This is a genomic window from Leifsonia aquatica (genome assembly GCF_014190775.1).
Classification (GTDB): domain Bacteria; phylum Actinomycetota; class Actinomycetes; order Actinomycetales; family Microbacteriaceae; genus Leifsonia; species Leifsonia aquatica.
In genome coordinates this window covers 857,849-881,487 of record NZ_JACHVP010000001.1, presented here as the reverse complement: position 1 = coordinate 881,487, position 23,639 = coordinate 857,849, and the positions used below count along the sequence as shown (strand labels likewise).

The 23,639-nt window shown below is 70.8% G+C and carries 23 protein-coding genes and 1 tRNA gene; 8 read left to right on the top strand and 16 right to left on the bottom strand.

Annotated features, from left to right (window positions below):
- Positions 1–19 precede the first annotated feature (19 nt).
- Positions 20–538 (top strand): DUF3515 family protein, encoded by a 519-nt coding sequence (locus tag FHX33_RS04190; RefSeq protein WP_183428194.1) that lies wholly within the window; start codon positions 20–22, stop codon positions 536–538.
- Positions 539–659: 121 nt separating this feature from the next.
- On the opposite strand, the gene FHX33_RS04185 is transcribed toward FHX33_RS04190, so the two are convergent.
- The 8 genes from FHX33_RS04185 to FHX33_RS04150 form a co-directional block, all read right to left on the bottom strand.
- A complete protein-coding gene (locus tag FHX33_RS04185) occupies positions 660–1,757 on the bottom strand; it encodes a D-alanine--D-alanine ligase family protein (protein ID WP_021763043.1) in 1,098 nt (365 codons plus the stop codon).
- On the bottom strand, positions 1,654–2,802 hold the full coding sequence (locus FHX33_RS04180; protein ID WP_039922245.1) for an NAD(P)H-dependent glycerol-3-phosphate dehydrogenase: 1,149 nt from the start codon (positions 2,800–2,802) through the stop codon (positions 1,654–1,656). The genes FHX33_RS04185 and FHX33_RS04180 overlap by 104 nt, the downstream gene beginning before the upstream one ends.
- Complete coding sequence (locus FHX33_RS04175) at positions 2,795–3,544, bottom strand: lysophospholipid acyltransferase family protein (RefSeq protein ID WP_021763045.1); 750 nt, start codon at positions 3,542–3,544, stop codon at positions 2,795–2,797. Before FHX33_RS04175 ends, FHX33_RS04180 begins: the two co-directional genes overlap by 8 nt.
- A 58-nt stretch (positions 3,545–3,602) precedes the next feature.
- A complete protein-coding gene (gene murA, locus FHX33_RS04170) occupies positions 3,603–4,973 on the bottom strand; it encodes a UDP-N-acetylglucosamine 1-carboxyvinyltransferase (RefSeq protein ID WP_021763046.1) in 1,371 nt (456 codons plus the stop codon).
- Positions 4,970–5,569 carry a 3-isopropylmalate dehydratase small subunit gene (gene leuD, locus FHX33_RS04165; protein ID WP_021763047.1) on the bottom strand — a complete coding sequence of 200 codons (600 nt, stop codon included), beginning with the start codon at positions 5,567–5,569 and terminating at the stop codon, positions 4,970–4,972. Before leuD ends, murA begins: the two co-directional genes overlap by 4 nt.
- The gene (leuC, locus tag FHX33_RS04160) at positions 5,569–7,059 is read right to left on the bottom strand and encodes a 3-isopropylmalate dehydratase large subunit (protein WP_021763048.1); all 1,491 of its coding nucleotides are present in this window, start codon (positions 7,057–7,059) and stop codon (positions 5,569–5,571) included. The genes leuD and leuC overlap by 1 nt, the downstream gene beginning before the upstream one ends.
- 119 nt (positions 7,060–7,178) lie before the next feature.
- A complete protein-coding gene (locus FHX33_RS04155) occupies positions 7,179–7,934 on the bottom strand; it encodes a PP2C family protein-serine/threonine phosphatase (protein WP_021763049.1) in 756 nt (251 codons plus the stop codon).
- Complete coding sequence (locus tag FHX33_RS04150) at positions 7,931–9,019, bottom strand: TerC family protein (protein WP_021763050.1); 1,089 nt, start codon at positions 9,017–9,019, stop codon at positions 7,931–7,933. The genes FHX33_RS04155 and FHX33_RS04150 overlap by 4 nt, the downstream gene beginning before the upstream one ends.
- Positions 9,020–9,230: 211 nt before the next feature.
- On the opposite strand from FHX33_RS04150, the gene FHX33_RS22070 reads away from it, so the two are divergent.
- Entirely contained in the window at positions 9,231–9,443 is a 213-nt protein-coding gene (locus FHX33_RS22070; protein ID WP_021763051.1) for a KTSC domain-containing protein, read from the top strand.
- Positions 9,444–9,588: 145 nt separating this feature from the next.
- On the opposite strand, the gene FHX33_RS04140 is transcribed toward FHX33_RS22070, so the two are convergent.
- The 3 genes from FHX33_RS04140 to FHX33_RS04130 form a co-directional block, all read right to left on the bottom strand.
- Positions 9,589–9,664, bottom strand: a tRNA-Glu gene (locus FHX33_RS04140).
- An 80-nt stretch (positions 9,665–9,744) separates the two neighbouring features.
- Positions 9,745–10,647 carry a YegS/Rv2252/BmrU family lipid kinase gene (locus FHX33_RS04135; RefSeq protein WP_021763052.1) on the bottom strand — a complete coding sequence of 301 codons (903 nt, stop codon included), beginning with the start codon at positions 10,645–10,647 and terminating at the stop codon, positions 9,745–9,747.
- 96 nt (positions 10,648–10,743) lie between these two features.
- Positions 10,744–12,816, bottom strand: coding sequence for a copper-translocating P-type ATPase (locus FHX33_RS04130; protein ID WP_021763053.1), 2,073 nt, complete (start codon positions 12,814–12,816; stop codon positions 10,744–10,746).
- A gap of 90 nt (positions 12,817–12,906) precedes the next feature.
- Between FHX33_RS04130 and FHX33_RS04125 the strand changes: the two genes are divergently transcribed.
- Both FHX33_RS04125 and FHX33_RS04120 read left to right on the top strand, forming a co-directional pair.
- Entirely contained in the window at positions 12,907–13,545 is a 639-nt protein-coding gene (locus tag FHX33_RS04125; RefSeq protein ID WP_021763054.1) for an MBL fold metallo-hydrolase, read from the top strand.
- A complete protein-coding gene (locus FHX33_RS04120) occupies positions 13,542–14,933 on the top strand; it encodes an FAD-binding domain-containing protein (RefSeq protein ID WP_183428193.1) in 1,392 nt (463 codons plus the stop codon). The genes FHX33_RS04125 and FHX33_RS04120 overlap by 4 nt, the downstream gene beginning before the upstream one ends.
- Before the next feature lie 52 nt (positions 14,934–14,985).
- Here the strand turns inward: FHX33_RS04120 and FHX33_RS04115 are convergent, their stop codons facing one another.
- On the bottom strand, positions 14,986–15,249 hold the full coding sequence (locus tag FHX33_RS04115) for a hypothetical protein (protein WP_021762013.1): 264 nt from the start codon (positions 15,247–15,249) through the stop codon (positions 14,986–14,988).
- A gap of 39 nt (positions 15,250–15,288) precedes the next feature.
- On the opposite strand from FHX33_RS04115, the gene FHX33_RS04110 reads away from it, so the two are divergent.
- Both FHX33_RS04110 and FHX33_RS04105 read left to right on the top strand, forming a co-directional pair.
- Entirely contained in the window at positions 15,289–15,471 is a 183-nt protein-coding gene (locus FHX33_RS04110) for a hypothetical protein (RefSeq protein WP_021762011.1), read from the top strand.
- A gap of 64 nt (positions 15,472–15,535) precedes the next feature.
- Complete coding sequence (locus FHX33_RS04105) at positions 15,536–16,297, top strand: nuclease-related domain-containing protein (RefSeq protein ID WP_246396869.1); 762 nt, start codon at positions 15,536–15,538, stop codon at positions 16,295–16,297.
- A 47-nt stretch (positions 16,298–16,344) separates the two neighbouring features.
- Here the strand turns inward: FHX33_RS04105 and FHX33_RS04100 are convergent, their stop codons facing one another.
- Positions 16,345–17,220 (bottom strand): alanyl-tRNA editing protein, encoded by an 876-nt coding sequence (locus FHX33_RS04100; RefSeq protein ID WP_183428192.1) that lies wholly within the window; start codon positions 17,218–17,220, stop codon positions 16,345–16,347.
- A gap of 47 nt (positions 17,221–17,267) precedes the next feature.
- Here FHX33_RS04100 and FHX33_RS04095 point away from each other — a divergent pair, with 47 nt between their 5' ends.
- Complete coding sequence (locus tag FHX33_RS04095; RefSeq protein ID WP_338091997.1) at positions 17,268–18,464, top strand: alpha/beta fold hydrolase; 1,197 nt, start codon at positions 17,268–17,270, stop codon at positions 18,462–18,464.
- Here the strand turns inward: FHX33_RS04095 and FHX33_RS22065 are convergent.
- Entirely contained in the window at positions 18,454–20,169 is a 1,716-nt protein-coding gene (locus FHX33_RS22065) for an ABC transporter permease/substrate binding protein (RefSeq protein ID WP_021764004.1), read from the bottom strand. The genes FHX33_RS04095 and FHX33_RS22065 overlap by 11 nt on opposite strands.
- Complete coding sequence (locus tag FHX33_RS04085) at positions 20,166–21,497, bottom strand: quaternary amine ABC transporter ATP-binding protein (RefSeq protein WP_183428191.1); 1,332 nt, start codon at positions 21,495–21,497, stop codon at positions 20,166–20,168. Before FHX33_RS04085 ends, FHX33_RS22065 begins: the two co-directional genes overlap by 4 nt.
- 321 nt (positions 21,498–21,818) lie before the next feature.
- Between FHX33_RS04085 and FHX33_RS04080 the strand changes: the two genes are divergently transcribed.
- Complete coding sequence (locus FHX33_RS04080) at positions 21,819–22,784, top strand: Dyp-type peroxidase (protein WP_021761499.1); 966 nt, start codon at positions 21,819–21,821, stop codon at positions 22,782–22,784.
- Here the strand turns inward: FHX33_RS04080 and FHX33_RS04075 are convergent.
- Positions 22,694–23,611: a DMT family transporter gene (locus tag FHX33_RS04075; protein ID WP_183428190.1), complete on the bottom strand. Its 918-nt coding sequence runs from the start codon at positions 23,609–23,611 to the stop codon at positions 22,694–22,696. The two genes, FHX33_RS04080 and FHX33_RS04075, sit on opposite strands and share 91 nt — an antisense overlap.
- Positions 23,612–23,639: the final 28 nt, after the last annotated feature.

Genomic DNA, 23,639 nt, shown 5'->3' with positions numbered 1-23,639 from the left:
AACGCTAGCCTGAATCATCGTGACCGTTCGCCGCACCGCCCTCGCCGCCGTCCTCGCCGCCGCAGCCCTCGCCCTCGCGGGCTGCGCGCCCACCGTCTCGCTCGAGCCCGGCGCCGCCGCGAACGACCCGGGCTGCGCCGAGATCAGCGTGCGCCTGCCCGACACGGTCGCCGACAAGGACAAGCGCGTCACCGACGCGCAGGCGACCGGAGCGTGGGGCGATCCGGCCGCGGTCATCCTGCGCTGCGGCGTCCCGCCGATCGGGCCGACGACGCAGCCGTGCGTCAACGTCAACGGCGTGGACTGGGTGCTGATGACCGACCCGACGGCCAAGACCATCGTCTACCAGACGTTCGGGCGCACGCCGGCGACGGAAGTCGTGATCGACCACGTCTCGGGCGTCTCCGACTCGTCGGTGCTGCCGGAGTTCGCGTCGGCGGTCTCCACGATCAAGCAGACCCGTCAGTGCCTGTCGACGCTGGACACCAGCCTCACCCCGACGGCGACTCCGACGCCGACCCCGACTCCGACGCGCTGACACCGCTCCGCGACTGCTACGCCACGGGACGAGTGCTGTCGCGCGCCGCGCAGCATTCGTCGCGTGGCGCAGCAGAACCGCTGAGCGGACGCGAGCGGAGGGGCGAGCGGAGCGGACGGCCTCAGGCCGCCGCGCGGGCCAGTGCGACCTGGATCAGCTCGTCGATCAGGTCCGGGTACGACAGCCCCGACTCCTGCCAGCAGCGCGGGAACATCGAGATCGGCGTGAAGCCCGGCATGGTATTGATCTCGTTGATCACGAAGCCGTCGGCCGTCAGGAAGAAGTCCACTCGCGCGAGCCCCTCGCCGCCGATCGCGTCGAACGCGCGCACGGCGAGATCCGCCATCTCGGCGAGCTCGGCATCGCTCAGCTCCGCCGGACAGATGAGGTCGATGCCCGGTGCATCCAGGTATTTCGCCGCGAAGTCGTAGAAGTCGCGGCCCGAGACGACGACCTCGCCGGCGACGGAGGCACGGGCGGGCTCGCCCGGGCGGCCGCCGAGCACCGCGATCTCGACCTCGCGGCCGACCAGGGTCGACTCGATGAGCACCCGGTCGTCCTCGGCGAGGGCGATCTCGATGGCCGCATCCAGGTCGGCCCAGTCCTTGACCTTGGTGACGCCGACGCTGGAGCCGGCGCGCGCCGGCTTCACGAACGCGGGCAGCCCGAGCGCGCGGGCCTCCTCGCGGACGGCCTCGGCCGTCGTGCGCCAGCGGTGGGCGGTCACGGTCTGCCACGGCGCGACCGGGATGCCCGCCTGCTGCAGCACGGTCTTGGTGAAGTGCTTGTCCATCCCGAGCGCGCTCGCGAGCACGCCGCTGCCGACGTACGGCAGGCCGGCCAGCTCGAGCAGACCCTGGATCGTGCCGTCCTCGCCCCAGGGTCCGTGCAGGATCGGGAAGACGATGTCGACGTCGCCGAGCGACTCGACCGTGCCGTCCGGATGCGTGACGGTCAGCTCGCGCGTGGCGACGCTTTCCGGCCAGTGGACGCGGGTGCCGTTGTCCTCGACCTCCGGCAGCACCTCCGCGTTCAGCGCGAACCGCGCGGCCTCGTCCGGCTGCAGCGTGAACGCGCCGTCGTGGGTGATGCCGATCGGGATGACGCGGTACGCGCTACGGTCGATCGCCGCGAGGACCCCGGCCGCCGTTGCGCAGCTGATCGAATGCTCGCTTGAACGCCCCCCGAAGAGAAGAGCCACCGTGGCCGTGTCCGTCATCCGTCGTCCTTTCGCCTTGCGGCTCGTCCGAGTCCGTGGTCAGGTGCGGCGCGATGTCCTTGGGATCGAGCGTGCCGGCGAGCACCTGGCTCACCTGCCGCACGATCGGCATCTCCACCCCGCGCGCCTCCGCCAGGCTCAGCACGGGGGCGACCGAGGCCAGCCCCTCCGCCGTCTGGTTCATCTGCTTCACCACGTCGGTGAAGCTGTAGCCCTGGCCGAGCAGTCGCCCGGCGGTGTTGTTGCGGCTGAGCGACGACTCGCAGGTCGCGATCAGGTCGCCGAGGCCCGCGAGCCCCGAGAGCGTCTGCGCCTCGGCGCCGTACGCCACGGCGAAGTCGGTCATCTCGACCAGTCCGCGCGTGATGATCGACGCCTTGGTGTTCTCGCCGTAGCCGACGCCGTCGACGATTCCGATCGCGACGGCGATGAGGTTCTTCAGCACGCCGCCGAACTCCGTGCCGATCACGTCGGTGTTCACGTAGCTGCGGAAGTAGCGGTTGGTGGCGGCCATCGCCACCGTCTGCGCGGTCTCCAGGCTCGCCGACGACACGACGGCGGCGGTCGGCTGCTCGCGCGCGATCTCCAGCGCCAGGTTCGGTCCGGACGCCACCGCGATCCGCTCGGGCTCGATGGGGAGCCCCTGCGCGATCACCTCGCTCATCCTCAGGCCGGTGCCCTTCTCGACGCCCTTCATCAGGCTGACGACGATGGTCGACGGGCCGAGGTACGGCTTGATCGCCTCGAGGTTGCCCCGGAGGGTCTGGCTCGGGATGGAGACGAACACGACCTCCGCATCCCGCATCGCCTCGCCGAGCTTGGAGGTCGCCCGCAGGTTGCGCGGGAGGTTGATGCCCTCGAGGTAGTCGCTGTTGCGCTTGACCTCGTTGATCTCACGCGCCAGCTCGGGACGACGTGCCCAGAGCACGACGTCCGAGCCGCCGTCGGCGAGGATCTTCGCGAATGTGGTCCCCCAGCTCCCGGCGCCGAGCACCGCGATGCGTCGCGGCGGCGTGGGCGGGGCCTTGCGTGCCGTCTTAGCCATCGAAGCGGCCGGTCTCCTTCTGGTTGTGCTGGGAGGGGTCCCAGCGCTCCGCGGGCGCCTTCTCTCCGCGGAGGTCCTCGAGCAGAGCGGTGATCGCCGCCATGATGACGGCCGTGGCCTCGGCCAGGGTCGCGCTGTCGAGGTTGCGGCCCTCGAAGGCCGAGAGGTCGACGGGGTCGCCGAACTTCACGTCGATCGTCTTGCGCGGGAAGAAGCTGATCTTCTTCGAGTAGCGCGCCATCACCTGCTGGGTGCCCCAGTGCGCCATCGGGATCACCGGGATGCCGTGCTCGAGCGCCATGCGGGCAGCACCCGTCTTGCCGCGCATCGGCCACATGTCGGGGTCGCGGGTCAGCGAGCCCTCCGGGTAGACGACGACGATGCGGCCCTCCTCGATGATCTTCTGGGCCGCGTCGAGCGTCGTCGCGCCCCGGGCGCCTCCTCCGCGCGCGACCGGCACCTGGCCGGACTTGCGCAGGAACCAGCCCACGACCGGGATCCGGAACAGGCTGTCCTTCGCGAGGAAGCGCGGCAGCCTCCCGAGGTGCCACAGCACCATCCCGACCATGACGGGGTCGATCTCGCTGTAGTGGTTCGGAGCGACGATGTACGCGCCGTGGCGCGGCATCTTCTCGCGGTCGACCATGCGGAACCGGGCCATGAGGCTGCCGATCGGGACGACGAGGCCCGCGAGGACCCAGAAGATCGACGGGCGGCTCTTCTCCGAACGCTGGCGCTTCATCGGGGGACGCTGGACGGCGGGATCTTCGGGATGTGACACATCCCTATTATCCGTGCCGTCACCCTTCGAGGACGAAGTCCGCTCCGAGCTGCTCCAGCTTCGTGATGAAGTTCGCGTATCCGCGGCTGATGATGCCGACGTTGCTGACGGTCGAGGTGCCCTCTGCGGTCAGTGCCGCGATCAGGTGGCTGAAGCCGCCGCGCAGGTCCGGGATCTCGATGTCGGCGCCCTTGAGCTGCGTCGGGCCCATGATGACCGCGGAGTGGTTGAAGTTGCGCTGACCGAAGCGGCACGCGTGTCCGCCCAGGCACTCCTTGTGGACCTGGATCTTCGCACCCATGTCGATGAGCGCGTCGACGAAGCCGAAACGCTGCTCGTACACGGTCTCGTGCACGATCGACACGCCCTCCGCCTTCGCGAGCGCGATGACGAGCGGCTGCTGCCAGTCGGTCATGAAGCCGGGGTGCACGTCCGTCTCGATCACGACGGGCTTGAGGGTGCCTCCCGGGTGGAAGAAGCGGATGCCGTCGTCGTGGATCTCGAAGGCGCCGCCGACCTTACGGAAGACGTTGAGGAACGTCAGCATCTCGGGCTGGCGCGCACCGCCGACGTAGATGTCGCCGTTGGTGGCCAGCGCCGCGGCCGCCCAGCTGGCGGCCTCGTTGCGGTCGAAGAGCGCGGTGTGGCTGTAGCCGACGAGCTTCTTGACGCCCTCGATGCGGATCACGCGGTCGGTGTCGACCGAGATGATCGCGCCCATCTTCTGCAGCACGTTGATGAGATCCATGATCTCGGGCTCGATCGCCGCGCCCGAGAGCTCGGTGATGCCGTCTGCGCGGACCGCCGTCAGCAGGACCTGCTCGGTGGCGCCGACGCTCGGGTACGGGAGCGAGAGCTTCGCGCCGTGGAGGCCGTTCGGGGCGCTCAGGCGGATGCCGGTGGGGCGCTTGTCGACCACGGCGCCGAACTGACGCAGCACGTCGAGGTGGTAGTCGATCGGGCGGTCGCCGATGCGGCAGCCGCCGAGATCGGGGATGAACGCCTCGCCGAGACGGTGCAGCAGCGGCCCGCAGAACAGGATCGGGATGCGGCTGGAACCGGCGTGGGCGTCGATGTCGGCCATGTGGGCCGACTCGACGGCGCTCGGGTCGAGCAGGAGCTCGCCGTCCTCGCCGCCGTCCGTCACCTTGACGCCGTGGACCTCGAGCAGCCCGCGCACGACGCGGACGTCGCTGATGTCCGGCACGTTCCGCAGGACGCTCGGGCCCTCGCCGAGGATCGCGGCGACCATCGCCTTGGTGACGAAGTTCTTGGCCCCGCGGACCTCGATGCGGCCCCGGAGCGGGATGCCGCCGTTGATCGTGATGCGGTCGCCCTTGAGGCCGACGCGTGCTCCAGCTGCCTGAGCGTCCTGAAGAAGTGAGTTCAAAGTTTCACCGGGAGTGTCTTGGGCCGCCAACCAGCGCGGCCGCTTTCGTATTCGGAGATGCGCGCCTCGTCGCGCAGGGTCAGAGCGATGTCGTCCAACCCTTCGAGCAAACGCCAGCGAGTGTAATCGTCGATGTCGAAAGACACCTGGACCTCACCGATCGTCGCAGTCTTGGCAACCAGATCCACCGTCGCCGCTATTCCCGGCTGAGCCTCGATGGCCGCCCAGAGACGCTCGGCGTCCTCCTCCGTGATCTGCCCGGCGAGCAGTCCCTGCTTGCCGGAGTTCCCGCGGAAGATGTCGGCGAAGCGCGGGCTCAGCACGACGCGGAAGCCGTAGTCGCGCAGCGCCCAGACGGCGTGCTCACGCGACGAGCCGGTGCCGAAGTCGGCGCCGGCGACGAGCACGGACGCACCCTGGTACGGGGCCTGGTTCAGGATGAAGTCCGGGTCCTTGCGCCACTCGTGGAAGAGGGCGTCGTCGAAGCCGGTCTTGGTGACGCGCTTGAGGAACACCGCCGGGATGATCTGGTCGGTGTCCACGTTGGAACGGCGCAGCGGGACGGCCACGCCGGTCACGGTCTCGAACTTCTCCATCAGGCGCCCACCTTCTCTCCGGCGCGGGTGTCCACGCCGTCGCCGGACGGCGTGTCGCCGCCATCGTTATCCAAATCCCAGGGACTGGACAGGGTGCCGCGGATCGCGGTCGCCGCCGCGACGAGCGGCGAGACCAGGTGCGTGCGTCCGCCCTTGCCCTGGCGGCCCTCGAAGTTGCGGTTGGAGGTGGAGGCGCAGCGCTCCCCCGGTGCCAGCTGGTCCGGGTTCATGCCCAGGCACATCGAGCAGCCCGCGAAGCGCCACTCGGCGCCGAACTCCTCGACGATCTTGTCGATGCCCTCGGCCTCGGCCTCGATCCGCACGCGGGCGCTGCCCGGCACGACCATGACGCGCACATTGTCGGCCTTCTTCCGGCCCTTGATCAGGGAGGCGAAGGCGCGGAGGTCCTCGATACGGCTGTTGGTGCACGAGCCCATGAAGACGGCGTCGACGGGGATGCTCTTCATCGGCGTCCCGGCCTCGAGGTCCATGTACTCCAGCGCACGCTCGGCGGCGGCGCGGGCGTTCGCGTCCTCGATCTGCGCCGGGTCCGGTACGGACTGGCTGAGCGACACGCCCTGCCCGGGGTTCGTGCCCCAGGTGACGAACGGCTCGATGTCGGCGGCGTCGAGGTAGACCTCGGCGTCGAACACGGCGTCGTCGTCGGTGGCGAGGGTGTCCCAGTAGGCGACGGCCTCGTCCCAGTCGGCGCCTTCCGGCGCGTGCGGGCGGCCCTTCAGGTACGCGTAGGTGGTCTCGTCGGGGGCGACCATGCCCGCGCGGGCGCCGGCCTCGATCGACATGTTGCAGATCGTCATGCGGCCCTCCATGGAGAGCGAGCGGATGGCGCTGCCGCGGTACTCGAGCACGTAGCCCTGTCCTCCGCCGGTGCCGATCTTCGCGATGACGGCCAGGATGATGTCCTTCGCGGTCACGCCGGGGCGCAGGTCGCCCTCGACGGTGATCGCCATCGTCTTGAACTCCTTCAGCGGGAGCGTCTGCGTCGCCATGACGTGCTCGACCTCGCTGGTGCCGATGCCGAACGCCATCGCGCCGAACGCGCCGTGGGTCGACGTGTGGGAGTCGCCGCAGACGACGGTGATGCCCGGCATGGTCAGACCCAGCTGCGGGCCGACGACATGGACGATGCCCTGCTCGACGTCGCCCAGCGAGTGCAGGCGCACCCCGAACTCCTCGGCGTTGCGCCGCAGGGTCTCGATCTGGGTGCGGCTCGTGAGGTCCGCGATGGGGCGGTCGATGCCGATGGTCGGCGTGTTGTGGTCCTCGGTCGCGATGGTGAGGTCCGGGCGCCGCAGCGGGCGCCCCGCCATCCGCAGGCCGTCGAAGGCCTGGGGGCTGGTGACCTCGTGCACGAGGTGCAGGTCGATGTAGATCAGGTCGGGCGACCCGTCCTCACCCTTCACGACCAGGTGGTCGCGCCAGACCTTCTCGGCGAGGGTCAGCGGAGTGCGATCGGTTTCGGTCGTCATTGTGCTCGTTCTCCTTAGCTTGCGTGCGGATCAGCCGTCGACGGACTCCGCGGCGAGGGTGGCCTGAGAACTAGGACTCGCCGCGGCGGCTAAGGAGGAGAAGACCCGCGTGCACGGACTCAGGATATCACCGACGGTCCGTCGGCCTCGTCCGCCGCGATGACGAGCACCGTCACATTGTCGTGGCCGCCTGCCTCGACGGCCGCCTCGACCAGCTCGCCCGCGGGGTCGTCGGGCTGCTCGGCCAGGATGGCGGCGATGCGGCTGTCGCTGAGCTCCCGGGTCAGACCGTCGGAGCAGATCACGAACACCCGGTGCTGCGCGTCCGGGAGCAGCTCGGTGTCGGTGTCGACGAAGTCTTCCGCGCCGAGCGCTCGCGTGATGATGTTGCGCTCGGGGTGGACGGCCGCCTGCGCCTCGGTGATCAGTCCGGCGTCGACGAGTTCCTGCACCGCGGAGTGGTCGACGGTGAGCTGGGTGAGCGTCGTGCCGTCCCAGGCGTAGACCCGGGAGTCGCCGACGTTCACGACCATCCACTGCTCCGTCGCCCGCTCCGGCACGCGCACGCGCACGACGCCCGCGAGCGTCGTGCCCGCGACCGCGGCGCCGGACTCATCCACTCCCGAGAGGGCGCGGACGGCCGCGTTGGCCTCGTCGATCGCGGCGACGACCTCATCCGGCGTCGGCCGGCTACCCGGCTGCAGCGTCCGCGCGAGGCTCTCGACGGCCGTCTGGCTGGCGAGATCGCCGCGGGCATGGCCTCCCATGCCGTCGGCGACGACGAACACCGGGTCCTCCGCGAGGAAGCCGTCCTCGTTCACGTGGCGTACCGCCCCGATGTCGCTCCGGGCGCTCACGCCGACGTGTGAGGTCATGTGCGGGGGTCCTCCTGCTGATCGCGCGGGACCGCGACCTCTCCGGTCCCGGCCTCCGGGGCCTCGGCGGCCTCGTCGTCGTCATCGCCGTGGATCGCCTCGGCGAGCGTGGATCCGCTCATCCGGAGCTTCACCAGACTTGCAATGGTAGCGACAACCATCGACCCCACGATGACCGCGAGCGACGTCCAGGTGTCGATGTCGGGCGCCCACTCGATGTGGTGGCCGCCGTTGATGAAGGGCAGTTCGTTCTCGTGCATCGCGTGGAACACGAGCTTCACGCCGATGAACGCGAGGATGAACGCGATCCCGTACTTCAGGTACACCAGCTTGTCGAGCAGGTGCCCGAGCAGGAAGTAGAGCTGACGCAGCCCCATCAGCGCGAAGACGTTCGCGGTGAACACGATGAAGGGGCTCTGCGTGATGCCGAAGATCGCCGGGATGGAGTCCAGGGCGAAGAGCAGGTCCGTCGTGCCGAGGGCGATGAAGACGATGATCATCGGGGTGAACATCCGGCGGCCGGCGACCGTGGTGCGCAGCTTGTTGCCCTCGTACTGGTCGGAGACCTTGAGGCGCTTGCGCGAGAAGCGGATGAACCAGCTGTCCTTCTGGCCCTCGTCGTCGTGGTTGCCGAAGGCCTGGTTGATCGCCGTCCAGAGCAGGAACGCGCCGAAGATGTAGAAGATCCAGCTGAAGCTCGCGATGAGGCTCGCCCCGAGCACGATGAAGACCCCGCGGAAGATCAGCGCCAGGATGATGCCCACCATGAGCACCTCCTGCTGGTACTTCCTGGGCACCGCGAACCGGCTCATGATGATCACGAACACGAACAGGTTGTCGATGCTCAGGCTGTACTCGGTCAGCCAGCCTGCGAGGAACTGCCCGGCGTGCTCCGCGTCGCCGATGAGCAGCATCAGGAGCGCGAAGACGAGCGCGAGCGCCACGTAGAACGACACCCACAGCGCCGACTCCTTGGGGCTCGGGATGTGCGGCCGCTTGAAGACGATCAGCAGGTCGAACGCGAGGACGAGCAGTAGCACGACCATCGAGCCGATCTCGAACCAGAGCGGGAGGGCGAGTTCCATGGAGGGACCTTTCGAAGGGCATCGTAAAAGAGCCGAAAGTCTCTCCCGCACCCTGTCGGGTGCCGCTGTGCCCGGGTCCAGAGCGGACCGTGATGACGTTCACAGCGCCGGCGGCGGTGCGTGCACCGCGGCCGTCCGGGATACTCCCCTTCGCGATGGCCTATCTTACCGGACTCGCCGCGGTCCCGTGCACCCGCGTACAGTGCGCCGCGTGGAGTGGGTCGAGTTCGAGAGCGCCGTCGTGGCGGCGGCGGGCTTCGACGACGGCGAGCACGTCCTCGAGATCGTCTTCATGTCCGGCGCGCGGTACCGGTACCGCCTGGTCTCGGAGCGCGTGTGGCGCGAGTTCCGGGCGGCGCCGTCGGCAGGGCAGTACTTCTCGGAGCGCATCCGGGATCACTTCCCGACCGAGTGGCTTCCCTGACTCCACGTCCCGCAGCGCTTTTGCCGGCGCACATTCGTGCCGAATGTCGAGAATGGCGGCGCTATTCACGACATTCGGCACGAATGTCGTGACCTGAACGACGAAGAAGCCCTCCCGGACATGGTCCGTGAGGGCTTCTTCTGAGTGGTGACCCCAGCGGGATTTGAACCCGCGTTACCGCCGTGAGAGGGCGACGTCCTAGGCCGCTAGACGATGGGGCCGTGTTTTACAACTCAATGATCATGCCACAGTTCTGGTTCTTCCTCCAAAACGAGCGCGAAATCCGGGTGTGTCGCGGGCATCACACCAGCACGCGGAGCGCCCCCGGGACGATTCCGACGTCGACCGGGAGCGGACCGATCCGCTCGCCGTCCGCGTAGGCGACGACGCCCTCCGCCTCGATCCGCGCGGACGTCAGCGGACGGAACGCGACCTCCGGCAGGTCGGTGTGCTCGCCGCGGAACACCTTCGGGAACATGCGCAGAAAGCGCGCCTTCGACATCCGCCGCACGATGAAGAGGTCGAGTCGGCCGTCGTCGAGGGACGCGTGCGGGACGATGCGCATGCCGCCGCCCAGGGAACGGTTGTTGGCGACGGAGACGAGCATCGCCTCCGTCTCGAGCACCTCCCCGTCCACCACGATCCGGTACGGGCGCGGTGCCAGCGTCGCGAGTTCACGAAGGAGCGCGAGGATGTACCGGCTGCGGCCGCGCGGGCGGGTCATGAGGTTGGCCCGCTCGTTCACCGTCGCGTCGAACCCGGCCGAGAGGACGCCGCCGAACCAGGTGGAGAGATCGCCGTGCCTGACCACGCCGGCGTCGATGGTGCGCGGCTCGCGGTCGAGTGCGGCCAGGAGGTGGGCGATCGCCCCCTCGGTGTCGCCGACCGGGATGCCGAGCCCGTCGGCGAGATCGTTGCCCGTGCCGCTCGGGACGATGCCGAGGGGCACCGCGGTCTGCGCGACGATGTTGATGCCGAGGTTCGCCATCCCGTCGCCGCCGACCACCACGAGGGCGTCCGCGCCCGCCTCGACGGCCCGGGAGGTCTCGCGCCGGAGCAGCTCGATGTTCGCCTCGTCGACGGCGATGGCGACATGGCCGGCGTCGCGCAGACGCTGGACCACGAGCGGACCGACCTCGCGGCGATGACCGAACGACGCCATCGGGTTGATCGCGACCACGACGGTCCTCTGGTGTGCGGCCATAGTGCACGATGATCGCACACCGCGGCGCCCCGCCGTGGACGCCGTGAGCGACGGCGGCGGGGCGACCGCGGTGAGCCGACCGTGATGGGGCACGGATCAGAGGCGCACGCGCCGCAGCAGTTGGGCGTTGAGGGCCACGACGATGGTGGAGACCGACATGAGCACGGCGCCGAAGGCGGGCGAGACCACGACTCCGATGCCGATCGCCACGCCCGCGGCGAGCGGAAGGGCGATCACGTTGTAGCCGGTCGCCCACGCCAGGTTCTGCAGCATCTTGCGGTACGTCGCCCGCGAGAGTTCGACGACCTTCGCGACGCCGCGCGGATCGCTGGAGGCGAGCACGATCCCCGCCGACTCGATCGCGACGTCCGTCCCGGCGCCGATCGCGATGCCGACGTCGGCCTGCGCGAGCGCCGGGGCGTCGTTCACCCCGTCGCCGACCATCGCCACGCGCGACCCGTCGCCCTGCAAGCGTGCGACCGTGCCTGCCTTGTCGCCGGGCAGGACCTCCGCGTAGATCTCGTCGATGCCCAGGCCCGCTGCGACGGCCTCCCCCACGGCGCGGGAGTCGCCGGTGAGCATGGCGACGCGGATCCCACGATCGCGCAGGGCGCGGACAGCCTCCGCGGATTCGGGACGGACGACGTCGGCGAGGGCGACCGCTCCGGCCACGCGCTCGCCCTGCAGCACGTACACGACGGTCTGCCCGAGGCGGGCGGCTTCTTCGGCCGCGGCAGCGACGCGGTCACCGGCCGTTGCTCCCCGCTCCACGAGCAGCCGGGGTGCGCCGACGACGACCCGCTCCCCCGACACCGTGGCTGCCGCCCCGCGGCCACCGAGCGCCTCGAAATCAGTCACCGGCGGGATGGTGATCCCACGCTCCCGGGCCGCGGCGACGATCGCGCGGCCGATCGGGTGCTCGGCGGGGGCCTCAACGGCTGCGGCGAGCGCGAGGAGGGCGTCTTCGTCGTCCTCCGCCGTGACGGAGGCGACGCCCTGACGACCCTCGGTGAGCGTTCCCGTCTTGTCGAAGAGGACGACGTCGATGCGGCGGGCGTCCTCCATGGCGTGGCGGTCGCGGATGAGCAGGCCGTTGCGGGCGCCGATCGCCGTGGAGATCTGGGCGACGAGCGGGATGGCGAGGCCGAGGGCGTGCGGGCAGGCGATGATGAGCACGGTGACGACACGCTCCAGGACGAAGGCGGGGTCGCCGGGACGCAGGAGCACCCACACGACCAAGGTCACCGTCGCCACGGCGAGGGCGACGTAGAAGAGCCACGCGGCCGCGCGGTCGGCGAGGATCTGCGTACCGGACTTGCTGGCCTGGGCGTCCTCGACGAGACGCATGATCCCGGCGAGGGCGGTGTCGCCGCCCGTCTTGCCCACGCGCACAACGAGGGAGCCGCTGCCCGAGATGCTGCCGGCGACGACCTGCTCGCCGGGCCCGCGCGTGATGGGCTTGGACTCGCCGGTCAGGAGGGACTCGTCGAGGTCGCTCCGGCCGTCGACGATCTCGCCGTCGACGGGCACTGCGGCACCCGGACGCACCCGCACCAGGTCTCCGATGCGCAGGTCGGCCACCGGCACGACCTCGGGGTCGGCGTGCGGACCGGCGACCCGCTCCGCCGTGTCGGGCAGGAGCTTCGCGAGCTGCCCGAGGGCGTCCTGGGCGCCCATGACCGCGGACATCTCGATCCAGTGCCCGAGCAGCATGATCAGGATCAGGGTGGCGAGCTCCCACCAGAAGTCCATGCCGGGAAGGCCCAGGGTCACCGCGAGGCTGTAGCCGAAGGCGACGACGATCGCGAGCGAGATCAGGGTCATCATTCCCGGACGGCGGCTGCGCAGCTCGTCGACGGCGCCGCGCAGGAACACGAGGCCGCCATAGAAGAAGATCGCGATGCCGAAGACGGCGGGGATGTACTGGCTGCCGGGGAACCGAGGACCGGACAGGCCGAGGATCTCCTGCAGGCCGTGGGAGAACACCAGCGTCGGGATGGTCAGGACGAGGGTGAGCCAGAACTTGCGCCGGAAGATCGCGGGGTCGTGCCCGGCGTGGCCGCTGTGGTCGTGCCCACCGTGGCTGTCGTGCCCGGCGTGCGCATCGTGCCCGGCCGAGTCGTGCTCGTGGGCCGTGTGCTGGTCCTCGTGTGCGTTCATGCTGTCCATGTCATCCCGAACGATACCCCTCCCGGGTATATTCCACCACCCCGGAACGGTCGGCTTGCACGCTCCGCCGGATCGGTATTTCCTAGTGACATGAGACTCACGAAGTTCGAACACGCCGCCCTGCTCCTCGAAGACTCCGGCAGGAAGCTGTTCGTCGACCCGGGCAGCTTCACGACGCCCCTGACCGACACCGCCAACACGGTCGCCGTCGTCATCACGCACGAGCACGCCGACCACTGGACCCCCGAGCAGCTCAAGCGGGTGCTCGACATGAACCCGGACGCGAAGATCTTCGCCCCCGAGGGCGTCGCCCGGGCGGCGGCGGACTTCGACGTGACGGTCGTGCACGCCGGAGACACCGTGGAGGCCGACCCGTTCACCCTGCAGTTCTTCGGCGGGACGCACGCCGTGATCCACTCGAGCATCCCCACGGTCGACAATCTCGGCGTGCTGATCAACGGCCAGCTCTACTACGCCGGCGACTCGTTCACGATCCCCGAGGGCATCGAGGTCGATGTACTGGCGGCACCGGCCGGCGCGCCCTGGATGAAGGTCGCCGAAGTGATCGACTACGTGCTCGCGGTGAAGCCCAAGCGCAGCTTCCCCACGCACGAGATGGTGCTCTCGCGAGCGGGCAAGGACATGTCGAACGCCCGCATCGCCTGGGCGACGGAGCAGAACGGCGGCGAGCACTTCCCGTTGGAGCCCGGCGACACCATCGACCTGTGAACGCGGCCACCCGCGACGACCGGGAGCACGCCCCGGTCGTCGTCTGGTTCCGCGACGACCTCCGCGTGGCCGACAACCCGGCTCTGCGCGCGGCCGCCGATTCGGGACGCCCCGTGCTCTGCCTCTACGTCTGGGACGTCGAGTCGGAGGGCGTGCGGCCTCCCGGCGGCGCCGCGCGGTGGTGGCTGCACCACTCGCTCACCGCGCTGGCCGAGGAGCTCGACCGGCTCGGCGCGCGCCTGACGGTGCGGCGCGGGCCGGCCGAGCGAGTCGTCGCGGACGTGCTGCGGGACTCCGGCGCCGGCGCGGTGTTCTGGAACCGCCGCTACGGCGGAGCCGAGCGCCGCATCGACGAGGCGATCAAGACCGCCGCCCGCGACGGCGGGCTCGAGGCCGCGAGCTTCGCCGCCTCCCTGCTGTTCGAGCCGTGGACGATCCGAACCGGCGCGGGGACCCCGTTCTCGGTCTACACACCGTTCTGGCGCGCCTGCCTCGCGGCTCCCCCGCCCCGCAAGCCCCTCCCCGCCCCGCAGGAGCTGACGGCGGCCGACCCCGTCGACGGTGAGAGCATCGACGACCTCGCTCTGCTGCCGACGGACCCCGACTGGGCCGGCGGGTTGCGCGAGGCGTGGGAGCCGGGCGAGCGCTCCGCCCGGCGACGCCTCGCCGCGTTCCTCGACGAGGATGTGGCCCGCTACCGCGACGACCGGGACGCGCCCGGCATCGACGCGACCTCCCGGCTCTCGCCACACCTGCGCTGGGGCGAGCTCAGCCCGCACCAGGTCTGGCACGCGACCGCCGAGGCCCGCGACCGGGCGAACGCGGAGGGCGCGAGCACCTTCGTCAGCGAGCTCGGCTGGCGCGAGTTCGCCTACCACACGCTCTTCGCCCATCCCGAGCTGGCCACCGTCAACATCCATCGCGAGTACGACTCCTTCCCCTGGCCCCGCCTGCACCCTGCGGCTCTCCGGGCCTGGCACCAGGGTCGCACCGGCATCCCGCTGGTGGACGCGGGGATGCGGGAACTGTGGACAACGGGAACGATGCACAATCGCGTGCGCATGGTGGTCGCGTCGTTCCTCATCAAGAACCTGCTGATCGACTGGCGGCGGGGCGAGCAGTGGTTCTGGGACACCCTGGTCGACGCCGACCCGGCGAGCAACCCGTTCAACTGGCAGTGGGTCGCGGGCAGCGGCGCGGACGCGGCGCCCTACTTCCGCGTCTTCAACCCCGAGCTGCAGCGCACCAAGTTCGACCCGCACGGCGACTACGTGCGGCGCTGGGTGCCGGAGTGGGACACGGCCGGCTATCCGGAGCCCATCGTCGACCTCGCGGAAACGCGAAGGGCCGCCCTCGCCGCCTTCGACGCGGTGAAGAAGGCGCGATGAAGAAGGCGCGGTGAAGACTACGCGCTGACGGAGCGGCCGGCGTGGGCCCCGGTCAGCGCCCGTGCTCGGCGAGGATCTGATCCACGTCGATGTCGGCGAGCAGCGCACCCCAGTCGAGGTTCCGCGCCACGTCGGCCTGCGCCTCCTCGGCCAGCACCTTGCCGCTGCGTTCGACGATCACGCCGTCGGGCAGGCGCCGGTTGAGCTCGGCGAGGATGGCGTCGTCGACGGCCTCGGTGTCGAAGTCGGCGCCGACGCGGGCGAAGTAGTCGCCGGAGACGGTGTAGGAGACGATCCCGGTTTCGATGCGGCTCATGGGGCGCATGCTACTCCCGGGGCGCGTACTGTGCGCCGTATGACCGATCGAGACGAATTCCGCACCGACGACGACGATGAGGACCTGACGCGCGCGGAGGCTCTGGCCGAGGCGGTGTCGGGCCTCGGCCAGACGCCGGAGGACCAGCTGGAGGCCGTGGCCGACCGCAACGACTCGCTCGAGGAGCGGCTGCCGGGATCCGGCTCCCCCGACCAGGGGTAGGCCGCCCCGGAGCGGCCCGGAGTGGGGACTCCCGGGCCGGTCGCGCCCCGGATAGCGTGGCGCGATGGACAGCGGGCGGATGAGCGACCGGGCACCCGGCGCGGCGGTGATGGCGCAGGTCGTGCGCCTGCACGACGCCGCCCCTCCTCGCTCCCCGCTCGCTCGCGCCCTCGGGGTGACGCCGCTGGCGGACGAGACGGTCCCCTGGTTCGTCGGCGCGCTCGGCGAGCGCGAGATCGGCGCCCGCCTCGCCCACCTGCCCGGCGGGTGGCGCGTCTTCCACGCGCTGCCCGTCGGGAACGGGGACGCGGACCTGGACCATCTGGTGGTGGGCCCGGGCGGCGTCTTCGTCGTCAACACGAAGCATCACCGCGGCGCCCGCGTCTGGGTCGCCGATCGCGCGCTGCTCGTCAACGGCGCCAAGACCGCCTACCTGCGCAACGCCGACCTGGAGACCTCGCGGGTGCGCGGCCTGCTGACCGCCGCGGGCATCGAGGCTCCCGTGCGCGCTGTGGTCGCGATCCTCGGCGCGAAGGAGCTGCGGGTGCGCGCGCATCCGCGCGCCGTCGACGTGGTCCGCGGTGAGGCCCTCGCCCGCTGGCTGATGCGCCGGCCCGCAGTCCTCGACGCAGACACGGTGGAAGCCGTCACCCGGCTCGTCGACGCACCCGGGACGTGGCGCGCGGCCGACCCGCGGACCGACGTCGCCGACCGGTTCGCGGTGATCGAGAGGGAGGTGCGCAGCGCCCGGTTCGTGCGTGTCGGCTGGGCGATCGCCGCCGGGCTGGGGCTGCTCGCGGTGGCGCTGCCGTTCCTGCCGCACTGAGCCTGCCGCTGAGCGGCCGGGTCGCCCCTTCTCGGGCCGTGTCCTATCTACCGCGCCGGGCGCGCCGTCGTGGTCATGACGACGGTCAGGGCGCCGTCGGCCTCCGCGGCCTCCAGCGCGATCTCCACGGCCGCGAGCTCGGCCAGCGAGCGCAGGTGCGTGCCGCCGCACGGGATCGAGGCCGTGCCGTCGGGCAGCGCGCACGTCCACAGGCGCCGGTCGCCGAGGCCGTCGGACTCCCGCTGCACCGACACCGGGGCGCCGGACGCGACCCAGTCGGCGAGCAGCGCGTTCGCCGCGGCGACGACCTCGTCGAGGCGGCCGGGAAGCTCGGCCGCGGGGAAGCCCTTCTTCCGCAGGCTCTTGCCGATGCGGTACTCGTCGCGCGAGCCGTCCGGGAGGATGCGGGACGACACGATCGCCAGCCGGTCGAAGTCGGGACGTCCGCGGCCGTCGCCGGGCACCTCCTTCGTCCACAGCGGCGCGAGCGCCTCGTTGAGGGCGAGCGAGGCGAGGTGGCAGGCGGTGTGTCCGGCGGACAGCGCACGGCGCACCTCCGGATCGACGTCGACCGTCACGGTCGTGCCGGTCTCGATGCCGGTCGCGTCGTCGACGAGGTGGCAGACCACGAACGCCCATCCCTCGGTGCCGGTGCGCGCGGGCGCGTCGCCGACGTGGAACGTCTCGCCGTCGGTCGCCCCGACCACAGCGTCGACGATCGGGCGGGAACGGCCGTCGACGGACAGGGTCCCGACGTCCGCGGGCTGGTCGGGCCACACCGGGTCGACGGCGTGGAACGCGGTGCGGTCCAGCACGACGGCGGTGCGCCCGTCGGGCAGCGGCGCCGTGTGGACGACGGTTCCGGTGGAGGTGAGAGCGCCGTCGGGGTAGGTGACGACCGTGTCGGTCCGCGGGAGGGTCATCCCCCCAGCGTACGTGGAGTCCGCGCAGCGGCCAGTAGGCTGACGCCGTGATCAGACGAGCCACCCGCGCGCTGACGGTGCTCGCCGTCGTCGGGCTCCTGGCCGCGTGCACGCCGGTCCAGGCGGAGCGGCTCGAAGACGACGCCGCCTCGGCCCCGGCCGTCGCCCGGTTCTACGAGCAGCCCGACCCGTTGCCCGCAGGCGGTCCGGGCGCCGTCATCCGCTCGGCACCCACGCTCGGCGCGCCCGCCGGCTCCGTCGCGACGCGCATCCTGTTCCACTCGACCGATCTGAACGGCCGTCCGGTCGTGAACTCGGGGCTGCTGGTCGTGCCCGACTCCCCCGCACCCGCGGGAGGACGCACGATCGTCTCGTGGGGCCACCCCACGACCGGCGTCGCCGAGGACTGCGCGCCCTCGCGGTCCGTCGACCCGTACGACAGCGTCGAGGGGCTCACCGACTTCCTGAACCGCGGGTACGCCGTGGTCTACACGGACTACACCGGGATGGGCACCGCCGGCCCCGACTCCTACCTCGTCGGCGACACCGAGGGTCGCAACGTGCTCGACGCCGCGCGTGCCGCCCGCGCCGTGCTCGGCGAGGACGGCAGCGACCGGGTCGTGCTGTGGGGGCACTCGCAGGGCGGGCAGGCGGTGCTCTTCGCCGCGCAGCTCGCGCACACGTACGCGCCCGAGCTCGACGTGCGCGCGGCGGCCGTGGCCGCGCCCGCCACGGACCTCGCCTCGCTGCTGCGCGACGACATCGGCGACGTCTCGGGCGTCACGATCGGCTCCTACGCGTTCCAGGCGTACTCGACGGTCTACGACGAGCCGCTCGACAGCATCCTGACCCCGCACGCGATCACCGCGCTACCGGCGATGAACGAGCTCTGCCTGCTCTCGCAGAACAAGGAGCTGCACACGATCGCCCAGCCGCTGGTCGGCCGGTTCCTCACCTCGGATCCCGAGACGGCCGAACCCTGGGCCGGGCTGCTCGCGCAGAACACGCCGGGCGGCACCGCGCTGGCGATGCCGCTCTTCGTGGCGCAGGGCGAGAGCGACAAGCTGGTGCGCCCCTCCGCGACCGACACGTTCGTTGCGGCCGCGAAGGCGGACGGCACGACGGTGACGTACGACCGGATCCCCGGTGCGACGCACGCCACCGTCGCGCTGCGCTCGCTCCGCTCCCTCTTCGACTGGCTGCACGCCGTCGGAGTGAGCGGGACGCCCGACGCTACGAGGTGAGCGACTCCACGTACTCGGCGTGCTCGTCCATCCACTTCGACACGATGCCGTCGTACTGCGACGACTGCGCGCCGCTGTTGAACATGACGTTCTCGAGCGAGTAGAGCAGGTCGGAGTCGAGCGAGAAGCCCTTCACCCAGCCTGCGACCTCCGGGAACTTCTTGGCGAAGTCCGCGCTGCCGATCGAGTGGATGGACTCCGCCTCGCCGAGCGCGCCCTTCGGGTCCTTGAGGTCCTTGAGGTCGAATTCGTCGTAGGCCCAATGCGGGCGCCACAGGGTCACGGCGACGTCGTCGCCCTTCTTCATCGCGGCGGTCAGCTCGGCCAGCATGGCCGGCGTCGACGAGGTGACGAAGTCCATCGAGCCGAGGCCGTAGCCCGGGATGACCTTGTCCTGCGTCGCCTGCGTGAGGCCGGCGCCCGGCTCGATGCCGACGAGGCGGTTGCCGAAGTCGGACGAGTGCGCGGCGAGCTCGTCAAGCGAGTCGATCGGCGCGTCCTTATTCACGGCGATGGTGAGCTTGGCTTCCGTGTTCCACGCACCGAGGTCGGCGAGCTTCGAGCCGTACTTCTTCATGTACGCCTCGTGGGTGGTCGGCAGCCAGCCATCGAACGCCACGTCGTAGTCCCCGGTGGAGAGACCGGCGAAGGCGGGGCCGGCATCCGCGTACTCGAAGTCCACGGTGTAGCCCTCCTTCTCGAGCACGTGCTTCCAGAGGTACGAGGCGGCCTCGCCCTCGGGCCAGCCGTTGAAGACGGCGACCTTCACGGTGCCCTTGTCGCCGGTGGAGGCGGTGGAGGCGGCCGTCACGGCCGTGCCGCCGACCGCGACAAGCACGGCTGCGCCGAGCACGGCGAGGGCACGCTTGGGCATGCGCAGGCGCGCGCGGCCGACCGAGGCGGTGAGGCGGTCGAGGATGATCGCGAGGATCACGACGGAGACGCCGGCCTCGAAGCCGAGCCCCACATCCACCCGGCTGAGCGCCTGGACGATGTCGCGCCCGAGCCCGCCCGCGCCGACCATGCCGGCGATGACGACCATCGAGAGCGAGAGCATGATGACCTGGTTGACGCCGGCCAGGATGGACGGCATCGCGAGCGGAAGCTGGATCTGGCGCAGGATGCGGCGCGGCGGCGAGCCGAACGCGCGCCCGGCCTCAACCAGCTCCTTGTCCACGCCGCGGATGCCGAGCTCGGTCAGGCGCACGCCCGGCGCCATCGCGAACACGATCGTCGCGACCATGCCCGGCACGACGCCGACGCGGAACAGGATGAGGGCCGGGATCAGGTAGACGAACGCGGGCATCGTCTGCATGAAGTCGAGCACGGGGCGGATGATCGCCGAGGCGGTCTTGGACCGGGCGGCCAGGATGCCGAGCGGCACGCTGATCGCGATCGCGATGGCGGCCGAGACGAGCACGAGCGCCAGCGTGTCCATGGCGTTCGACCACTGGTCGACGCTCGCGATGACGAGCAGTCCGACGACCGTGCCCACGCCGAAGATCCAGCCGCGCAGCCACACGGCCAGCACGGCGAAGATGAGGATGATGGCCCAGAACGGCGGGGTCTGGAGCAGCCAGTCCATCCCGTCGAACATGCCGGTGAAGATCATCCGGATGACGTCGAAGAAGCCGCCGAGCGTGGTGGTCACGAAGTCGACGACGTGGTCGGCCCATTCGCCGAGCGGGAGGCGGAAGCCGTTCACGCGGGCACCTCCTCACCGCGGGAGGACGGTTCGTCCCCGGCGGTCTCGCTGAGAGCGAGGGTCATGGCGTCGACGGAGACGGTCGCCGGCGGCTCGACGATGACCGGGATCTCCATCGTGTCGCTGGAGACGTTGCCGAGCGCCGCGAGCAGGGTGACGCGCGGGATGACGCCGAGCAGGCGGGTCTTGTCGTCGACGACGGCGAGCGGGAGGTCGCTGCCGACGGACGGCTCGACCAGCTCGCTCAGGACCTCGTCCCGGTCGACGGAGGCGATGTCCTCGCGGATGACCTCGCGCAGGTCGCTGCGGCCCTCGCGCACCTGGCGCATCACGTCGCGGTCGCGCACGGCGCCGAGCAGGGTGCGGCCCTGGCCGACGACGAAGGCCGCGGAGGTCTGGAGGTCGCGCATCGTGCGCATCGCGGCGCGCGGTCCGCCGGCGACGGTCACCAGCGCGCGGGCCGGCTCCATCACACTGGCGGCGGTGAGCACGCGGGCGCGGTCGACGTCCTGCACGAAGCTCGCGACGTAGTCGTTGGCGGGATCGGTGAGGATCTCCTCCGGGGTGCCGGTCTGCACGATGCGGCCGTCGCGCATCACGGCGATGCGGTCGCCGAGGAACATGGCCTCGTTGAGGTCGTGCGTGATGAACACGATGGTCTTGCCCAGCGATGCCTGCAGCTCGAGGAGCTGCTCCTGCATCTCGCGGCGGATCAGCGGGTCGAGGGCGGAGAACGCCTCGTCCATCAGGAGGACGTCGGTGTCGGCGGCCAGCGCCCGGCCGAGGCCCACGCGCTGCTGCATGCCGCCGGAGAGCTCGCTCGGGAGCTTGTCGCCCCAGCCGCCCAGCCCGACGAGCTCGAGGACCTCCTCGGCGCGGGCGCGGCGCTCGGCGCTCGGCGTGCCGCGCACCTCCAAGCCGTAGGCGATGTTGTCGAGCACGGTGCGGTGCGGGAGCAGGGCGAAGTGCTGGAAGACCATCGAGATGTGACGCTGGCGCACCTCCCGCAGCCGCTTTCCGGTCAGGCCGGTGATGGTGGTCCCCATCACGTCGACCTCGCCGGCGGTCGGCTCCAGGAGGCCGTTCAGCAGGCGGATCAGGGTCGACTTGCCGGAGCCGGACAGGCCCATGACGACGAAGATCTCGCCGCGGTTGACCGTCAGTCCTGCGTCGATCACGGCCGCGGTCCCCTGACCGGAGACCTCCTGCCGGGTGGCGCCGTCCCGGAGACGGCGGACCGCATCCTGGGGCTTGCGCCCGAATACCTTGTAGATGTTCCTCGCCTCGACGGCGACAGACTCGCTCACTTGCTCTCCGCAGGCACGCATCGCACAGGCGCGATGTCGGCCGGTGGTTGCGCCCGGGTGGTGGGCGTGCTGCGGTATCCGGGCGACTCGAGCGCGGACCCTCCGCGCGAATCACCACCGCCGGCGCGACCATCGGGGTGCGCCCACGCCCAGCCGACCGTACGTCCCGGGCGGGCCGAATACACGGTCCCGCGCCCGGGTCGCGGGCTGGGTTCACGGCCCCGTTCCGTGCTGTCGGAGCACACCGGGGCGCTTTCGACCGTATCAGCGGACGCGGGTCGGATGCCAAATCGCTTCCGCCGCCGATGCGTGATACGGGCCCGATGCGGCAGAGTGGATGTCATGGCCGACACCTCCGGAGACCACAGCTGGCAGCGCGTCCCGATCGAGCCCCAGAGCGTGGACGCCCCGCTCCCGCGGGCGGCCGTCTTCCTCGTCGTGACGGTGGGCGATTCACCCGATGCCGTCGCCACAGTGAAGGACGTGCTCGGCGACCTCGCGGGGCTGGTCAAGACGGTCGGGTTCCGCGACCTGAACGCGCACCTGTCGTGCAATGTCGCGATCGGTGCGGCCGTCTGGCCGCGGCTCACCGACGTCGCACCGCCGCGCGAACTGCACGCCTTCCGGGAATTCCGCGGGGTGCACACGGCGGTCGCCACCCCCGGCGACCTGCTCTTCCACATCCGGGCCGAGCGCGGCGACTTCACGTTCGAGTTCGAGCGCCTGCTGCTCGCAGGCCTCGGCGACGCGGTGACGGTCGTCGACGAGGTGACCGGCTTCCGCTACTTCGACTCGCGCGACCTGCTGGGCTTCGTGGACGGCACCGCGAATCCCACCGGTTCCGAGATGGACGCTTCGGCCATCGTCGGCGACGAGGATCCGGTGCACGCCGGCGGCAGCTACGTCGTCGTGCAGAAGTACCTGCATGACCTCGGCGCCTGGAACGCGCTCGGCACGTCGGAGCAGGAGGCTGTGATCGGCCGAACCAAGAGCGACAACGTCGAGCTCGACGACGTGACCGACGGGCGCAAGGCCCACAAGACCCTCGCGACCATCACCGGCGAGGACGGCGTCGAGCACGACATCCTGCGCGACAACATGCCGTTCGGGCGGCCGGGTCAGGCCGAGTTCGGCACCTACTTCATCGGGTACTCGCGCGCGCTCTGGGTGATCGAGCGGATGCTGGAGCGGATGTTCGTCGGCGACCCGGCCGGCTCCTACGACCGCATCCTGGACTTCTCGACCGCCGTGACCGGAACGACGTTCTTCGCGCCGACCCGCGGCTTCCTGGACGCCTTGGCCGACTGACCCACCGCGATCCCGGCGAGCACGATCGCGAGACCGAGCAGCTGGCGGCCGGTGAGCGTCTCCCCCGCGATGAGCGCGCCGAGCAGCACTCCCGTGACCGGGTTGAGGAGGCCGATGAGCCCCACCGTCGCCGGGCCCAGGTGGCGCAGTCCGCTGAACCAGGCGAGGAACGCGACCGCGGTCGCGATCACGGTGACATAGGCGAAGCCCGCGATCGCGGGGCCGTCGAGTGCGGGAGGCGCACCCTCGAACACGAGCGCGAGCGGGAGCATCAGGAGGCCGCCGGCGATCAGCTGCCAGGACGTCGCGGAGAACACGTCCACCTCCCCCTCCCAGCGCGTCGCGAGCACGTAGCCCACGGACGACAGCAGCATGGCCGCGATCGCGGCGACCACGCCGAGCGGATCGACGGCCTTCGCGGCGCCCAGCAGCATCACGGCCACGCCGATCGCCCCGGCGATGCCGCCCGCCAGCGCGAGGAGCCGCGGGCGCTGGCCCAGCACCAGCCAGGCGAGACCCATCATGGCGAGCGGCGAGGCCGCCATGACGGTGGAGGCGACGCCCGACGGCAGCAGGCGGGCGACGGCGTAGACGAGGGCGAAGAACCCGCCCGAGGTCAGGACGCCGAGCACCGCCGACCTCCACCACCACGCCCCGCGCGGGAGGCGGCGCTTGACCAGCAGGAGGAGGAGTCCGGCCGGAAGCGCGCGGAGCACCGCGCCAGACAGCGGCTCTCCCGGGAGGACGGCCCGGGTGACGACGTAGGTGGAGCCCCAGGCGATCGGGGCGATGGCGGTGAGGGCGACCCAGCCCCATTTAGCTTCCATGGAAGCTACTTTAGCTTCCTCGGAAGGT

Bases quoted from the DNA above. Each gene is read 5' to 3' on its own strand.
- FHX33_RS04185 (WP_021763043.1), bottom strand. From the start codon at position 1,757: ATGACGGACACGGCCACGGTGGCTCTTCTCTTCGGGGGGCGTTCAAGC.
- FHX33_RS04180 (WP_039922245.1), bottom strand. From the start codon at position 2,802: ATGGCTAAGACGGCACGCAAGGCCCCGCCCACGCCGCCGCGACGCATC.
- FHX33_RS04175 (WP_021763045.1), bottom strand. From the start codon at position 3,544: ATGAAGCGCCAGCGTTCGGAGAAGAGCCGCCCGTCGATCTTCTGGGTC.
- leuD (WP_021763047.1), bottom strand. From the start codon at position 5,569: ATGGAGAAGTTCGAGACCGTGACCGGCGTGGCCGTCCCGCTGCGCCGT.
- leuC (WP_021763048.1), bottom strand. From the start codon at position 7,059: ATGACGACCGAAACCGATCGCACTCCGCTGACCCTCGCCGAGAAGGTC.
- FHX33_RS04155 (WP_021763049.1), bottom strand. From the start codon at position 7,934: ATGACCTCACACGTCGGCGTGAGCGCCCGGAGCGACATCGGGGCGGTA.
- FHX33_RS04150 (WP_021763050.1), bottom strand. From the start codon at position 9,019: ATGGAACTCGCCCTCCCGCTCTGGTTCGAGATCGGCTCGATGGTCGTG.
- FHX33_RS04135 (WP_021763052.1), bottom strand. From the start codon at position 10,647: ATGGCCGCACACCAGAGGACCGTCGTGGTCGCGATCAACCCGATGGCG.
- FHX33_RS04130 (WP_021763053.1), bottom strand. From the start codon at position 12,816: ATGGACAGCATGAACGCACACGAGGACCAGCACACGGCCCACGAGCAC.
- FHX33_RS04125 (WP_021763054.1), top strand. From the start codon at position 12,907: ATGAGACTCACGAAGTTCGAACACGCCGCCCTGCTCCTCGAAGACTCC.
- FHX33_RS04115 (WP_021762013.1), bottom strand. From the start codon at position 15,249: ATGAGCCGCATCGAAACCGGGATCGTCTCCTACACCGTCTCCGGCGAC.
- FHX33_RS04110 (WP_021762011.1), top strand. From the start codon at position 15,289: ATGACCGATCGAGACGAATTCCGCACCGACGACGACGATGAGGACCTG.
- FHX33_RS04105 (WP_246396869.1), top strand. From the start codon at position 15,536: ATGGACAGCGGGCGGATGAGCGACCGGGCACCCGGCGCGGCGGTGATG.
- FHX33_RS04100 (WP_183428192.1), bottom strand. From the start codon at position 17,220: ATGACCCTCCCGCGGACCGACACGGTCGTCACCTACCCCGACGGCGCT.
- FHX33_RS04085 (WP_183428191.1), bottom strand. From the start codon at position 21,497: ATGCGTGCCTGCGGAGAGCAAGTGAGCGAGTCTGTCGCCGTCGAGGCG.
- FHX33_RS04080 (WP_021761499.1), top strand. From the start codon at position 21,819: ATGGCCGACACCTCCGGAGACCACAGCTGGCAGCGCGTCCCGATCGAG.
- FHX33_RS04075 (WP_183428190.1), bottom strand. From the start codon at position 23,611: ATGGAAGCTAAATGGGGCTGGGTCGCCCTCACCGCCATCGCCCCGATC.